Origin of the sequence: Asticcacaulis sp. EMRT-3, assembly GCF_030027245.1 — a bacterium.
Lineage (GTDB): Bacteria > Pseudomonadota > Alphaproteobacteria > Caulobacterales > Caulobacteraceae > Asticcacaulis.
Window position 1 is genome coordinate 2,510,064 of sequence record NZ_JASERT010000001.1, and the last position, 14,356, is coordinate 2,524,419.

Annotated in this window: 14 protein-coding genes; 3 read left to right on the forward strand and 11 right to left on the reverse strand. The window is 62.0% G+C overall.

All coding sequences use genetic code 11. The annotated features are described in order from the left end of the window. Window positions 1-11 precede the first annotated feature (11 nt). From QB905_RS11815 to QB905_RS11855, 9 genes are all read right to left on the reverse strand, one after another. Window positions 12-1,007 (reverse strand): type II secretion system F family protein, encoded by a 996-nt coding sequence (locus tag QB905_RS11815; RefSeq protein WP_282975223.1) that lies wholly within the window; start codon window positions 1,005-1,007, stop codon window positions 12-14. 12 nt (window positions 1,008-1,019) lie between these two features. After that, window positions 1,020-2,651 (reverse strand): CpaF family protein, encoded by a 1,632-nt coding sequence (locus QB905_RS11820; protein ID WP_282975224.1) that lies wholly within the window; start codon window positions 2,649-2,651, stop codon window positions 1,020-1,022. A 9-nt stretch (window positions 2,652-2,660) separates the two neighbouring features. Continuing rightward, entirely contained in the window at window positions 2,661-4,115 is a 1,455-nt protein-coding gene (locus QB905_RS11825) for an AAA family ATPase (RefSeq protein WP_282975225.1), read from the reverse strand. An 11-nt stretch (window positions 4,116-4,126) separates the two neighbouring features. Next, window positions 4,127-4,831, reverse strand: a complete 705-nt coding sequence (locus QB905_RS11830; RefSeq protein ID WP_282975226.1) for a CpaD family pilus assembly protein — start codon at window positions 4,829-4,831, stop codon at window positions 4,127-4,129. 8 nt (window positions 4,832-4,839) lie between these two features. Continuing rightward, window positions 4,840-6,297 (reverse strand): type II and III secretion system protein family protein, encoded by a 1,458-nt coding sequence (locus QB905_RS11835; protein WP_282975227.1) that lies wholly within the window; start codon window positions 6,295-6,297, stop codon window positions 4,840-4,842. Between the two features lie 8 nt (window positions 6,298-6,305). Next, complete coding sequence (gene cpaB / locus QB905_RS11840; protein WP_282975228.1) at window positions 6,306-7,262, reverse strand: Flp pilus assembly protein CpaB; 957 nt, start codon at window positions 7,260-7,262, stop codon at window positions 6,306-6,308. Between the two features lie 632 nt (window positions 7,263-7,894). After that, window positions 7,895-8,422, reverse strand: a complete 528-nt coding sequence (locus QB905_RS11845) for an A24 family peptidase (protein WP_282975229.1) — start codon at window positions 8,420-8,422, stop codon at window positions 7,895-7,897. 72 nt (window positions 8,423-8,494) lie between these two features. Continuing rightward, the gene (locus QB905_RS11850) at window positions 8,495-8,671 is read right to left on the reverse strand and encodes a Flp family type IVb pilin (protein ID WP_282975230.1); all 177 of its coding nucleotides are present in this window, start codon (window positions 8,669-8,671) and stop codon (window positions 8,495-8,497) included. Window positions 8,672-8,772: 101 nt separating this feature from the next. Continuing rightward, window positions 8,773-8,955 (reverse strand): Flp family type IVb pilin, encoded by a 183-nt coding sequence (locus QB905_RS11855; protein WP_282975231.1) that lies wholly within the window; start codon window positions 8,953-8,955, stop codon window positions 8,773-8,775. 357 nt (window positions 8,956-9,312) lie between these two features. Between QB905_RS11855 and QB905_RS11860 the strand changes: the two genes are divergently transcribed. The 3 genes from QB905_RS11860 to QB905_RS11870 all read left to right on the forward strand — a co-directional run bounded on the left by QB905_RS11860 (window position 9,313) and on the right by QB905_RS11870 (window position 11,199). Next, window positions 9,313-9,786: a pilus assembly protein N-terminal domain-containing protein gene (locus tag QB905_RS11860; RefSeq protein WP_282975232.1), complete on the forward strand. Its 474-nt coding sequence runs from the start codon at window positions 9,313-9,315 to the stop codon at window positions 9,784-9,786. Window positions 9,787-10,075: 289 nt separating this feature from the next. Continuing rightward, window positions 10,076-10,621, forward strand: a complete 546-nt coding sequence (locus QB905_RS11865; protein WP_282975233.1) for a TadE/TadG family type IV pilus assembly protein — start codon at window positions 10,076-10,078, stop codon at window positions 10,619-10,621. Beyond that, window positions 10,621-11,199, forward strand: coding sequence for a TadE/TadG family type IV pilus assembly protein (locus tag QB905_RS11870; RefSeq protein WP_282975234.1), 579 nt, complete (start codon window positions 10,621-10,623; stop codon window positions 11,197-11,199). The genes QB905_RS11865 and QB905_RS11870 overlap by 1 nt, the downstream gene beginning before the upstream one ends. A gap of 3 nt (window positions 11,200-11,202) precedes the next feature. Here QB905_RS11870 and QB905_RS11875 read toward each other — a convergent pair whose 3' ends face one another. Further along, complete coding sequence (locus QB905_RS11875) at window positions 11,203-12,618, reverse strand: anthranilate synthase component I family protein (RefSeq protein WP_282975235.1); 1,416 nt, start codon at window positions 12,616-12,618, stop codon at window positions 11,203-11,205. A 175-nt stretch (window positions 12,619-12,793) separates the two neighbouring features. Beyond that, window positions 12,794-14,302, reverse strand: coding sequence for an AMP nucleosidase (locus tag QB905_RS11880; RefSeq protein WP_282975236.1), 1,509 nt, complete (start codon window positions 14,300-14,302; stop codon window positions 12,794-12,796). Window positions 14,303-14,356: the final 54 nt, after the last annotated feature.

Genomic DNA, 14,356 nt, shown 5'->3' on the forward strand with positions numbered 1-14,356 from the left:
TGTGATCCCCGTCAGAACTTGAAGTTGATCATCTTGCGCATCATCAGTATGCCGAGGCCCATCCAGACCGCGCCGCCGAGCAACATCAGATTGCCGACCACATTGGTGAACATGATGGCGATATAATCCGGCCGCGTGATGAAGATCATCAGGCCGACGCCCGGCGGCAGAACGCCGATGATCGAAGCCGAGGCAATGGCTTCGGACGACAGGGCCTTGATCTTTTCGCGCATCATCTTGCGGGCGCGCAGCACGCTCGACAGATTATTGAGCGCTTCGGACAGATTGCCGCCCGATTTTTGCTGAATGGCGATGACGATGGCGAAAAAGCGCAGTTCCGGTGCCGGAATATGCTCGCTCATCTTGTCGAGCGCATTTTCCAGCGACATGCCGATGGCGACATTTTCCACCAGCCGCTGGAATTCCGGCCCCAGCGGCGCGGTGCATTCCTTGGCGGCCAGCTTCAGCCCGTCATTGACCGGCAGGCCCGACTTGATGCCGCGCACGATGATGTCCATCGCATTGGGAAATTCCTCGGTGAACCTGGCGACGCGGCGCTTGGCCATGAAGCTTAAGATCCAGCGCGGCAGGCCATAGCAGGCGGCAAAGGCGGCGCCTGCGGCGATCAGCAGGCGCAGGGCGAAGGGCACGTTGCCGAGCAGCAGCAGAGGCAGCAGAAAAGCCATAGCGCCCAGTACGCCGCTGATGATCCAGAAACGCGATATATTCGCCTCCAGACCGGCGTGCTGCATCCGCGCGCTCAAGGACAGGCGCGCCTTGCGCTCGCGCTGTTCGGCCTCTTTTAACTGCTCGGTAATCTGGCGGCGGCGCTCTTCGGGCGTGCGCGCCTGTCCGCCGGACTTGCGCTTGACGGCGGCATTGGTGCCCAGGCCGATGGCCTGGGTGCGTTTGGTGAGCTGGGCCGAACCGCCGCCGCCGGTAATGGCGAAACCGAGGCTGGCCAGCAGCACAAAGCTCAAAAAGGCGATCAGAAGGGTGGTGAGCACAGGTGGTTCCCCCTATTCCGACGCATCGAGCGCTTCGGCGAGTTCGCGCTCCAGCCCGTAATAACGGGCGCGATCCCAGAAGCGCGGACGGCCGATGCCGGTCGAGCGGTGACGGCCGATAATCTTGCCGTTCTTGTCCTCGCCATCCATTTCGTAAAGGAACAGATCCTGGGTGACGATGACATCGCCTTCCAGTCCCAGAACTTCGGTGACGTGGGTGATGCGGCGTGAACCGTCGCGCAGGCGGGCGGCCTGGATGATCAGGTCGATGGAGCCCACGATCATTTCGCGGATGGTGCGCGACGGCAGGCCGTAACCGCCCATCGTGATCATCGATTCGAGACGCGACACGGCCTCACGCGGTGAGTTGGCGTGCAGCGTGCCCATCGAGCCATCGTGGCCGGTATTCATGGCCTGCAACAGGTCGAACGCTTCCGGGCCGCGCACTTCGCCGACGATGATGCGTTCGGGACGCATCCGCAGACAGTTCTTGACCAGATCGCGCATGGTGACCGTGCCCTGGCCTTCGAGATTGGGCGGGCGGGTTTCCAGGCGCACCACATGCGGCTGTTGCAATTGCAGTTCGGCGGCGTCCTCGCAGGTGACCACGCGCTCGGTCGGGTCGATAAAGGCCGTCATGGTGTTGAGCAGGGTCGTCTTGCCGGAGCCGGTGCCGCCGGAGATCAGCACATTGCAGCGCGACGCCCCGATCACGCCCAGCACGCGCGCCCCTTCCGGGCTGATCGAGCCGAATTCGACCAGATTGCGCATGGTCAGCTTGTCTTTTTTGAACTTCCGGATGGTGAGGGTGGGGCCATCGAGCGCCAGAGGCGGCGCAATGACGTTGACGCGCGAACCATCGGGCAGGCGCGCATCGCAGATTGGCGAGCTTTCATCGACGCGGCGACCGACCTGCGACACAATGCGCTGACAGATATTCATCAGTTGCTGATTGTCGCGGAAGCGCACATTGGTGAGCTGAACCTTGCCGTCCACTTCGATGAAGACGCGCTGCGCCCCATTGACCATGATGTCGGCAATGTCGTCGCGCGCCAGCAAAGGTTCGAGCGGGCCATAGCCCAGAACATCATTGATGATGTCCTGCACCAGATTGTCCTGCTCGGCCACCGACATGGAGACGTTCTTGATCGCCACCAGTTCGGCCACGATGTCGCGGATTTCCTCGGAAGCGGCGCGGTGATCGAGTTGCGCGAGCTGGCTCAGATCGATGGTGTTGATCAGGGCATTGAAGATCGCCGTCTTGGTGGCGTGATAATAGTCCGACTGTTCGCGCACGATCTCGGTGACCGACTGCGCCTGGTGCATCTGCTCCAGACCGGCGGCCAGCTTGCCCTTGGGCGCAGGCTTGTCGGATTCGGCACCAACGCGCTTTTCCTGGCTCAGTTCCGGCAAGGCGATGCGGCTGGCATCGGGGCGTGGCGCATCGAGCTTTTGCGGGCGTGTGGCAATGCCCGTGGCACCGGCAGGCGGTGGTGCCGCCACCGCACGCACGGCGGGTTTGCTGCCGCCCGCGCTTTTGCCCAGAGCCTGCACGCGCACTTCCGAAGGCGAGGCAGCCGCCGGCTTGCCGCCGAATCCGCTGGCGGCGCGCGGTTCAGATTCGCTCGGGCGTTTGCCAAACACGTCAGGGCCTCACTTCTTAAACAGGGAGCCCAGGAAGGATTTCCTGGCCTTGGCTTCGGCAGAGCGACCGGTGATGGCGGTGGTCAGCCGGTTGAGGCTGTCGGCCACCTTGCTGGCCGGGCCGCATTCGGCGATCATCTGGCCGTTATTGGAGGCCTGGCCGAACAGCCTGGCGTCGAACGGGATCAGGCAGCACGGCTCAAGCCCCAGAGCGGCGGTGAAGTCCTTGACCGGGATTTCCGGGCGGCCCGGTATATCCATCTGGTTGAGCACCAGTTTGGGGGCGGAATCGTTGGGGCGCGAATGCTTGAGCAGGTCGATGATGTTCTTGGCGTTGCGCAAGGAGGCCAGGTCGGGCGTGGCCACGATCACCACCTCGTCGGCGGCGATCAGATTGGCCTTCAGCCACGGCGTCCAGATATGCGGCAGATCCATCACGATATAGGGGGCGGCGGCGCGCACCTTGCGCGTCACTTCCGAATAGGTGTCTTCGTCCGCCGTATAGTCCTGATCGAGCGTGGCGGGTGACGAAAACAGCGACAGACGGTCGGTGCATTTGGTCAGCATACGGTCGAGCAGCACGGAATCGAGCCGGTCGGGCTCACCCAGCGCATCGGCTATGCCGTGCAGAGGATCCTGATTGAAATCGAGGCCCGCCGTGCCGAACGGCAGGTCGTAATCGACGATCACCGTGTTCGACTGCATCTGCTCGCTGAGATTATAGGCGAAATTATGGGCAATCGACGACGAGCCCGCGCCGCCGCGCGCGCCGACAAAGGCGATGGCGCGACCGACAAACGGCGTTTCCGGGTCATTGAACAGACCGCCGATGGACTTGATCAGTTGCAGCGGCTGAATCGGCGCCACCACATATTCGGAAACGCCCTGGCGGATCAGTTCCCGATAAAGGGAAATATCATTGTGCGCGCCGATGACGACAACCTTGGTATTGGCGTCGCAAACCTCGGCGAGGCGGCCAAGCTGATCGAGCAGGCCCGCGCCGCGCTCGGTCGATTCCACGATCAACAGGCTCGGCGTCGGTTCGTTATGATAGGTCTGGATAGCCGCTTCGATGCCACCCGGGCGCACCAGAGACTGGGCGCGCGCCATGCGCCGGTCGAGCGCGGCGGTATCGCAGGCTTGCAGGCTGGCAGGCGAGTCGGGGAAGAAATGGATGGCGATGCGCGGGATCGAAATCGCGCCGATGTCGTCATGATCTCCCATGCCAGCGAAGGCGGGCGCGGGTTCGCGCAGGCCGAGATGATTGGCGAAGGCCTGACGCTGCAAGGGCGCTTCCGCCACCGGCTCGGCGAACGGATCATCGGCCAGCCCATCCTCATCGAAGGACGCAGGCGCGGCCAGATCGTAATCGTCCTTCGCAGGCGTAGCATGGTAATCGACGAATTCATCGTCGAGATCGTCCAGGCTGTCGAAAGGATCATTATGCTTGGCGGGATTGGCCATGGATTATTGCCTCACTGGATCGCGGTAGAGATATTGCCCTTGCTCTGATCGTCCTCGGCCGCCGAGGTCACATCACCCTTGCGATACTTATCGAGGATGACGGACTTGCGGGAGGGGTCGGTCGAGCTGGCCGCGTGGGGGGAATCGAGGTCGCGCGGATCGGCGATCATGGCCGCCATATTGGCCGAGATCGCGCAGCCGAAATTATTGTAGGGCCTGTTGGAGGCCGTGGCCGCCAGGTTTTCCCAGGCCTGATTGCAGTCATAGCTGCGCGCCCGGTAATAGACCATATCGACAGTCACCACATCGGCGGGCTGGCTTTGCGCTGTGCTTTGCGACAGATGATCGGCGGACACATCATGGTCGCGCAGATAGCCGCTGATATTACGTCCGGCGGCAATGGCCGAGGGAGCGGAGGCTGTAATGATTTCGACGCTGACCGGCTCGCCCGAAATCCAGTTGGCCTTGTCGGCCACCTGATCGAGGGCGCGGCGCTGATTATCCGACAGGCCATTGGGATTGACGCGCAGGTGGATGGCGCGCGTCAGGGTCTGGGCCTGTAGCGGATATTGCTCGCTGGGCAGGAGCGGGTTCGGATCGGCGGCCATCGCGGTCGGGCTGACCGTGGTGGCGCAGCCTCCCAAAGCCAAGACACCGGAAAGGGTGAGCAGGGCGGAAAGCGTGAAAAGACGGGGCTTGTAAGCAAGGTCGGTCATGATGCTTCCTATTCGATCACATAGCCGATGGGTGCCTGATAGGGGGCAGGTGGCGGCGCGCCCGGTGCGCCTTGCGCAGGGCTGATCACCGCGTTCAGACGGCCCATGAAGACGCTGCTCAGATCATTGGAGGGTTGCAGATTGTCGGCGGGGGTCTGTATGTGATCGGGATCGCTGGGCGACACGATATAGGGGGTGACGATGACGACCATTTCGGTTTCGTCGTTCTGGAAATCGCGCGAGCGGAACAAAGCGCCCAGCACCGGCAGGCTGGTCAGGCCGGGCAGGGAATCGATCGCCGCCTTATATTTCGATTGCAGCAGACCGGCGATCATCATCGACGAACCCGACTGCATCTCGACCGTATCGGAGGCGCGGCGCACGCTTAGGCCCGGCAGGTTGAGCTGGCCCACTGTCAGGGAGCCGATATTGGTCAGTTCCGAAACTTCCGTCGAGATTTTCAGGCTGATCAGTCCGCTCGACAAAACGACCGGCGTAAAGCCCAAACCGACACCGAAGGGTTTATATTCAACGCTGACATGGCCCTGACTGTCCACGCTGGTCGGCACTGGAAACTCACCGCCCGCCAGGAATTTGGCCGCTTCGCCCGATACCGAGGTCAGGTTCGGCTCGGCCAGTGTCCGCACCAGACCGACGCGCTCGAAGGCCGACAGGTTTGAGGCCAGCGACAGGCCCGCTGCCGTCTTGTCGGCATAGCTGAGGGCGCTGCCGCCGAGCAGGGCGTTGTTGACGCCGTAGGTGGCCGTTTGCTGGAAGCCGTAGCTGACGCCATTGGCACTGGTGTTTTGCAGGAGGTTGGTGAAACCCAACTGCTTGATCGTGTTGCGGTTGACCTCGACGATGCGCACCTTGAGCATCACCTGATCCTTGCCGGCAATGGCCATCATATTGACCACGTCTTCGGGCTTATCGACGAAGGTCTGGGCCAGACGGGTGATCTGGTCGGCCTGACCGTCATTCTGCGCCATGCCACTTAGGATGATATGGCCGTTCAGCGCCTGTACCTCGATCTTGGCGTCGGGGAAGAGGCGGTGCATGGTGTCGCTCAGTTCGTCGGTGGGCTTATCGACGCGGATCGACAGGTTGAGGATCTGGCGGCCCATGCGGTCGAAGAAGATGGCGTCGCTCTGGCCCGCCGCCACGCCGAGCACGAAGATGCGGCGCGGCGTGCGCAGAACGGCATCGGCCACCGCCGGATCGGAGACGAAGACATCGGAGGCATCGACCGGCAGGTCGATGACCGCCGAGCGGCCCTTGGCGAGGTTGAGCACTTCGGTCTTGGCCGTCGAGGTCTGGGTTTCGACGCGCATACCGGTGCCGCTATAGGGCACGGGTTCGGACATGGCCGGGCTGAGGGCCGGACTCACGGCGAAGGCCCCGATGGCCAGAAGACCTGTCAGGGCCGTTGTGGCCAGCCGCAACCGCGCAGTGTGTGTGGATTTCAACTGATAGCTCATCGCGATACCAGAACCTCTGAGGCTTGACCGTTGCGGAAGACGCGGACACTTTGTTCGCCGCCACCTGACGGCGTGGCATCGATGACGCCGGATGGGCCCGACGCATCGGCATAGGAACGCAGCATCAGGGACAGGGTGCCCGAAGCCTTGGCCAGGGTCAGCACCTCGCCGTCGCGCGGGCTGACCTCCAGCGTGGCGGTGGCGCCGATCACGCTTTGCTTGTCCTTTTCGGCATTGACCTGCTGGTCGATGGCCAGAACGCGGATATTGCGCAAGACCGGCTGGACCGAATCGATCGTGCCGGAGCCTGAGGCGCGCTGCGTCTGGTGGGTGGCCAGAATATCGACATGGTCGCCGGGCAGGATGAAGCCACCCGCCGTATTATCGACGCTGACCGGCACGGCCATCGCGCGCATCCCCGGATGCAGCATCACGGCCATGAAGCCGCCCTCATCGGCGCGCACGATCTTCTCGTCGGTGACCGGCTCATTGGCGAACATATCCTGACGCGCCACGCCGCCGACATAGGCGTCACGCGCCGGCGAGGGGGCCACCTTGTCGCTGACGGCCTGAGCGATGCCGCCCACCACGCCATCGGCGTTTTTCTTGACGGCCACGGGGCCGCTTTCCGAACCGGGCGCGGCGGAAGCCGAGCCGGAAGCCGAAGCCGACGACGCGCTCATCGAAGGATTACCGCCATCGACGATATAGGCGGGATTGAGCGAGGCCATCGGCCAGTCCTGCCAGGTCAGGTCTGCATCGGTCAGGCGCGTGCCCGCCTTGATGTCGTGGCTGACCACCAGTACGCGGGCCGTCGGTTGGGCAGCGGGCGCTTCCACCGAAGCCTTGGCCACGGTTGAAGGCTTGCCCGCGATCATGCCGCGCACCAGCAGAGCCAGCAGAATGGCCGCCAGACCTGCAATGCCGTAAACGACGTATTTGGACGTCTTCATGCAACAATTCCCCTGCCACTGTCGGGCCGCGTCTTCAGCTTGATCCCGGCCTGATCGCGCGCTTTTCGCATGTAGAGCCGGGTGATTCTCGCGGTGATGTTGGCTTAACGGTAGTTAACGTTCACCTAAGGAAAGCCCGAACCATTGCAAAATCCGTGTTTTAGGTTGTTTTTCGGTGCGGAAGAGGCCCTCCGCCCCTCCGTCATCTTCGCTCCGCTCGCTGACACCTCCCCCGTACGCTGCGCTACAGGGGAGGATCATTTGTTCTCATCCTCCCCTGCATAGCGGGGGGGGAGGGCGCAAGCGCAGATGACAGTGGGGTATCTTGCGGCCTTGAATGCCCCCTCCGTCATCTTCGCTCCGCTCGCTGACACCTCCCCCGTACGCTGCGCTACAGGGGAGGATCATTTGTTCTCATCCTCCCCTGCATAGCGGGGGGGGGAGGGCGCAAGCGCAGATGACAGTGGGGTATCTTGCGGCCTTGAATGCCCCCTCCGTCGCGGGCAAGCCGCGCCACCTCCCCCGTACGCTGCGCTTACAGGGGAGGATCATTTGTTCTCATCCTCCCCTGCATAGCGGGGGAGGTGGCGAGCAAGCGCAGCGCGTCGAGACGGAGGGGGCGTTTTGCCTGATCAGGGCCGGATCAGGCTGAGGAAATCGCTCTGCCAGATGGCGGCCAGCCCGCCGATGGCGATGGCGATGCCATACGGAATATCGCCGCGCGCCTCGAAATGGCGGCCAAGCCAGGCGGGCAGTTTCGGCCCCGCCAATGGAAAGGCCTGACGCAGGCCCAGCAGCGCCAGGGTGAGCGCGCCGCCCGCCAGCGCCGTATAGATCAGGAAGGCCACGAAGCCATGCCAGCCCAGCCATAGCGAAGCCGCCGCGATCAGCTTGGCGTCGCCGCCGCCCATGAAGCGCAGGGCGAAGAAGACCATGCCGAGCACCAGGCCCAGCGCGCCGAGGCCGAGATGAATACCCCAGTCGGTCAGGCCGAAAGGCACGCCGCTGATCTGGGCCAGCAGGGCAGCGGGCACGAAAGCGACCGCCAGACCTATGGTCAGGCGGTTGGGGATGGTCATGGTGGTGAGGTCGGTAAAGGCCGCCGCCAGCAGACAGGCCGGATAGACGAGGGCGAACAGGGTGGCGAGCAGGGTCAGCACGGAAAAACCTCGGCAGAATCGGAACCTGTCCGAGATGTAGCCGCCCGTGGTTAAGGATATGCTTATGGGGGGTCAGTTGGCTCTGTTGGCCACGGCCAGTACGGAATCCGATACATGGCTGAACATATTGATCGCGCTGGTGCCAAAGGCATAAAATGCGCCGATGCAGCCCAGAAAAATGATGGCGGCGATCAGGCCATATTCGATGGCGGTAGCGCCGCTGGTATCATTGAAAAAACGCCGGAACATGAAAAACCTCCGGAGGAAGGCGGATGCCGGATACAGAAACGGGCCACGGACGGGTTGATCGTCCGTGGCCCGCATCAGATCAGATAGGTGATCTGGGTCGATTAAGCGGCGCCGTTAGCCGTCGTCAGCTTGGTCGAAATCTTGCTGAAGGTGTTCGACAGGCTGCCGGACAGGGTGCCGAGAATGGTGATCAGGGCAACGGCGATCAGGGCGGCGATCAGGCCATATTCGATGGCGGTGGCGCCGGATTCGTCTTTGGCAAAGCGGTTGAAGAACTTGGTCATAGGGTTTCTCCTGGTTGAATGACTTGTAGCAATTGATCCATTTACTCGTATCGGGCCTCAAGTTGAATGGCTCAAATGCTCCCGAACACAGGATCGAATTTAGCGAACCTTGATTAATTGCTAGTAAATATCGAATTATTTTTGAAAATAATCTATAGTTAATAAGGATTTACTGTTAATTGTCATTAAGGTTAATCTTTATTAAGTCTATCAAATATTGATTTTTCTCAAGAAATTTGCTTTAATATTATGTTTAGTAAATTTAAAGATTTATTATTTACCTTTCCCGCTAATCGATTCCTCAGCTCTGGCCGCCAGACTGAAGCTCCGTCCTTCTTTGCAAGATGAGCCGCATCCATGATGAACCGCAAAATTTTCGGCCCTGTTGCCGCCCTGATGGCCGCTATGGCCCTGATGGCCGCTATGGCCCTGCTGGCCGCCCCGGCCCTGGCCGCCCAGCGCGTGACGGTGGAAAAGAACCACACGCTGCGCGTCAGCCTGGCCGGTTCGGCGGGATCGGTGATTGTCGGCAATCCCGACATTGCCGATGTCACCGTGGTCGATTCCCACACACTCTATATAGTGGGCAAGGGTTTCGGTTCGAGCGCCATCACCGTCACCGATCAGGCGGGCCGTCCCTTGTTCGATGGCGAGGTGATGGTCACCGCCGCCCAGCAGGGTGCGGTCACCGTCTATAAGGGGCTGACCCCCTCCACGGTGATCTGCTCCACCATCTGCACGCCGGAAGACCCGCAGGCCGTGGCATCGCAGGGATCGTCCGGTATGAATCTGACGCCCGCCGCCATGCCGGTGACGGTGGCTGCGCAATAGACGGAAGATACCCCACCGTCAGCTTCGCTGCGCTCGCTGCCACCTCCCCATCTTCGCTTTGCTCGATAGGGAGGAGGGTGGTGCCGTTATCTCCCTCCTCCCGTTATCTTCCTCCTACCTGCGCGAAGCGTGGGGTTTGGCAAAGCAAAAGTATAGCTTTTGCAAAGCCAAGGGCGCGCAGCGCCGGAGGGGTATCTTTCTTTCTCACCCTTCTGGCGGGCACTTAACGGACTGTTGACGCCGTTGCGCTAAACTGACGGATCATCTCGTCGGGGGCTTCATGCTGACCATGCGGTCATTGTCTTTATCGCGCGCCTTTCAGGCCCTGCGCCGCCGTTGGCGCGATGACCGGCGCGGCGCGGCGGCGATCGAATTCGCCCTGGTGGCCGGGCCGCTGATCTTCATGATCATGTGCTGTATCGAACTGGCCCTGGTGATCCTGCTGTCGGTAACGCTCGACAACGCCACCGACATCGCCGCCCGCCAGATCCGCACCGGCACCACCACGGCGGCCAATTCCACGGCGACGGATTTTCGCCAGCTCATCTGCAATAATATGACCTGGCTGGCCGGCAGTTGCATGGCGTCATTGCAGGTCGATGTGCGCACCTACAGTAATTTTTCTCTGGTTGACACGACCAGCCCGATCCTGAACGGCAAGATGCAGGGCAGCGTTTTTGCTTATCAGATCGGGGCGGGCTCCACCATTCAGTTGGTGCGCGCCTATTACGAATGGCCCCTGTTCACGCCTTTCCTGAAGCCGGGTCTGGCTTCGCTGGCCAATGGCGACGCCGTCATCACCGCCACGGCGGTCTTCAGGAATGAGCCCTTCTGATGCTGCGCCAGATGAACCGAAAGATCAGGCAATGGGCCGGCTTGCAGCGTTTCGCCGCCGACCGCAAAGGCGTATCGGCCATCGAATTCGCCCTGGTGGCACCGCTGCTGATCATGATTTATCTTGGTCTGGCCGAGCTGACCCTGGGCATGATGGCCTCGCGCCGCACCTCGCACCTGGCCGCTACGATCGGCGATCTGGCCGCCCAGTCCGAAACCCTGACCGTGGCTAATATCAGCGATCTGTGGAACATCGGCAACAGCATGATGCAGCCCTTCGCCACCGGTGCGAGTCTGAAAATGCGCCTGACCAGCGTGACCATGAGCAGTCAGAACAAGGCGCTGGTGAACTGGAGCCAGGGCTCCAATATGGCCCGCCTACATCAAAACGACCCGGTTCCCGCCATCACCACGGCGCAGATCGCACCCGGCGAAAGTCTGATCATGACCGAGGTGGAATATGATTATGACTCGCCGATTGGCAATTTCCTGCCCGGCGAGACGAAATTCACCGACACCTTTTATCACCATCCGCGCAATGGCGCGGCGGTGGTCTGTTCGGATTGCCCCGTACCCTAGAGCTTAAACGCCCTCCAGCACGGCCCGGATCAGCGACAGCTTGGTTTCGCTTTCCAGCCGCTCGCTGAGCGGATCGCTGTCGGCCACGATGCCGCCGCCCGCCGCCGCCCGGATCAGCCAGCGGCCACCTTCATCCCTTTCGCAGGCAAGCGTGCGGATCAGCACATTCGAATCCATGCCGCCGCCCGCATCGATCCAGAACAGCGAACCGCAATAGGGGCCGCGCGCCGCCTCCATCCCGGCGATCACCTTCATCGCCTGCACCTTGGGCGCGCCGGAAATCGATCCGGCGGGCAGGGTGGCGCACAAAAGATCAGCCGCGGTCAGGCCCTCGCGCAAACGTGCTGTGACGGTCGAGACGAGATGGTGGACATTGGCGAACGATTCCAGCGCATGGAGCGCCGTCACCCGCACGCTGCCGATCTCGGCCACACGGCCCAGATCATGGCGCATCAGATCGACGATCATCAGGTTTTCGGCGCGGTCTTTTTCGCTGGCCAGCAGTTCGGCGGCCAGTGCCCGGTCGGCTGCGGGGCTTTCACCGCGCGGGCGCGTGCCCTTGATCGGGCGCGTTTCCATACGGCCATCGGGTTCAAGGCGAATAAAGCGCTCCGGGCTGTTGGAAACGATGGCGCGCTGTGATGGGCCAAGGCGCAGGTATCCGCCAAAGGGGGCGGGGCCACGCCGGTGCAATTGCGCCGCCACCTGTCCGGGGGTTACGCCTTCGCGCAAACGCCCCGTCCAGCCGCGCGCCAGATTGGCCTGAAACAGGTCACCGGCATGGATCTGCTGCACCAGAGCCGCCACCTTGTCTTCGTGGGCGTCATCGGGCGTTTCCGAACGCAAGGGCGCATCGAGGCAGGGGCCACTGACGGGCGGCATGTCGGGCGGCAAAACGGGCGTGCGGGCATACAGCGCCGCCAGCTGATCGCGCGCCGCCTCGGCGGCTTCAGGCGTGGGGCCGCGCCCATAGACGGTCAGGGTATGCGCGGTGTGGTCAAAAGCCAGCACCGCCGGATAGAGGTGCAAGACCAGTTCGGGCCAGGCCGTGCGGCCTTCGATGCGGAAAGGGCGGCGGCGCAGGTTTTCCAGCCGTGGGCCCAGCTCAAACGCCGCCATGCCGATCACGCCGCCGGTAAAGGGGGCAGCGTCCGGCGTGGTTTCGCCCCGATCAAAAGCGCAGGCGGCGTGCAAAGCATCGCGCGCGTCACCCACGGCGTCGTGCGCCAGTTCGGCGGTGGCCGCGGGCAGGGCTGTCAGGTAACTATAGCGTCCGCGTTCGCCGCCATCGGAGATCAGCGCGCAGGCGTGATCGTGCGTGAACCAGCCCGCCAGCCGATCCGCCACCGGCGTCCAGTCCAGCCGCCTTTGCGCCAGACAGATCAGGGCTTTCGGCTGATCACGGAAAAAAGACAACATTCACAGCAACTTGATTCGATTGTTAAGGATGAAAGCGCCACTATTGTTACAGGATTTGTCAGCCGGTTGCGGTTTTCAAAACCTATGGATGGAGGTCCATTGATCAAACTTCAGGAGCAGATGGCGGCGGCTGGGCGTGCCGCGCGATCTGCTCCGATTTTTATTCCCCTTACGTTTAGCGAAACGGCGGCTCGTCAAAGGCGCGCAGCTTGCGCGAATGCAGTTTCGGGCCAAAGTCGCGCAGGATATTCATCGTCTCGATGCCGATGTCGATATGTTCGCGGATGGCGCGCTCATAGAAATGATTGGCCTGACCGGGCAGTTTCAGTTCGCCATGCAAGGGCTTGTCGGAAACGCACAGCAATGTGCCGTAAGGGACGCGGAAGCGATAGCCCTGCGCCGCCAGTGTGGCCGATTCCATATCAATCGCCACGGCGCGCGATTGTGAAAAGCGCAGGGCGCTCAAAGTATAGCGCAGTTCCCAGTTGCGGTCGTCGGTGGTGACGACCGTGCCGGTACGCAGGCGTTTTTTCAGCGCGTCGCCGCTTTCGCCCGTAATACGCACGGCCGATTCATGCAGGGCCAGTTGCACCTCGGCAATCGGCGGAATGGGAATTTCGAGCGGCAGCACATCATCCATGACGTGATCATCGCGCAAATAGGCGTGGGCCAGCACATAGTCGCCGATGCTCTGTGATGGGCGCAAGCCGCCGCAATGGCCGATCATCAGCCAGACGTGCGGGCGCATCACGGCCAGATGGTCGGTGATGTTCTTGGCATTGGACGGGCCGACGCCGATATTGACCAGCGAAATGCCGCGCCGCCCCTCGGCCAGCAGGTGATAGGCCGGCATCTGGTGGCGTCGCCATGAAGACTTAGCGATCAGTTCCTCAGGATTGGGCGTGTCCTTGGTGATGGTGAAGTGGCCGCAGCACGACAGCGCCGTGTAGGGGCTATCGGCTTTGCGTAACTGTTCCAGCGCATAGGTGACGAACACATCGACATAGCGATGATAGTTGGTGAGCAGGATATAGCCTTGGGTATGTTCGGCGGGCGTGCCCGTATAGTGGTTGAGGCGGGCCAGCGAGAAATCGGTGCGCAGGCCATCGAAAAGCGCCAGCGGATGATGGCCCTGTTCATCGACGATATCGAGGCCATCGGCCACCTCATTACCGATCAGGGCCAGTTCGGTGGCCGGGAAATGCCGCGCCAGATCGAGCGCTGACACGCTATTGAGATCAAGCCCCGCCCCATCCAGCACGTAAGGGTAGGGGATTTCCTGATCGGACAGGCTGACCCTGACCTCGGCCCCGTAATCGCGGATCATCAGGTCGAGCTGTTCCTCGATATGGCTGCCGAAAATATCGGGCCGGGTAATCGAGGAGGCATAGGTGCCGGGGCGCGAGAAGCGGGCAAAGGCGCGATTGACCTGCGGGTGGCGGTTTTGCAGGATCAAGGCCTCGTCATCGGCATCGTGCTGGCCGTGCCAGACGACGGTGAGCCTGGGGTAGCAATAACGGCCACCGGCGCGCAGCTCTTTCGAGGGCAGGATGCGCTTATCAAGCCAGGCGTGTAGATCGGCCTGAAGCGCCGTGACGGCCTGGGTGTAAAGGCGCTTGAGTTGGCGGACGGCTTCGGCGGCGGAGAGCGGCGTCGTGTCGGTGGTGTTGGCGGGTCTGTTCATGGCTCTGGATACCATGCGCTTCGCCGCTTCGCCAATCGGGACGGCGTGAATATT

Excerpts from the sequence above, each read along its gene's own strand:
- QB905_RS11825 (WP_282975225.1), bottom strand. The coding sequence starts at position 4,115 with ATGGCCAATCCCGCCAAGCATAATGATCCTTTCGACAGCCTGGACGAT.
- QB905_RS11830 (WP_282975226.1), bottom strand. The coding sequence starts at position 4,831 with ATGACCGACCTTGCTTACAAGCCCCGTCTTTTCACGCTTTCCGCCCTG.
- cpaB (WP_282975228.1), bottom strand. The coding sequence starts at position 7,262 with ATGAAGACGTCCAAATACGTCGTTTACGGCATTGCAGGTCTGGCGGCC.
- QB905_RS11850 (WP_282975230.1), bottom strand. The coding sequence starts at position 8,671 with ATGTTCCGGCGTTTTTTCAATGATACCAGCGGCGCTACCGCCATCGAA.
- QB905_RS11855 (WP_282975231.1), bottom strand. The coding sequence starts at position 8,955 with ATGACCAAGTTCTTCAACCGCTTTGCCAAAGACGAATCCGGCGCCACC.
- QB905_RS11860 (WP_282975232.1), top strand. The coding sequence starts at position 9,313 with ATGATGAACCGCAAAATTTTCGGCCCTGTTGCCGCCCTGATGGCCGCT.
- QB905_RS11865 (WP_282975233.1), top strand. The coding sequence starts at position 10,076 with ATGCGGTCATTGTCTTTATCGCGCGCCTTTCAGGCCCTGCGCCGCCGT.
- QB905_RS11870 (WP_282975234.1), top strand. The coding sequence starts at position 10,621 with ATGCTGCGCCAGATGAACCGAAAGATCAGGCAATGGGCCGGCTTGCAG.
- QB905_RS11875 (WP_282975235.1), bottom strand. The coding sequence starts at position 12,618 with ATGTTGTCTTTTTTCCGTGATCAGCCGAAAGCCCTGATCTGTCTGGCG.
- QB905_RS11880 (WP_282975236.1), bottom strand. The coding sequence starts at position 14,302 with ATGAACAGACCCGCCAACACCACCGACACGACGCCGCTCTCCGCCGCC.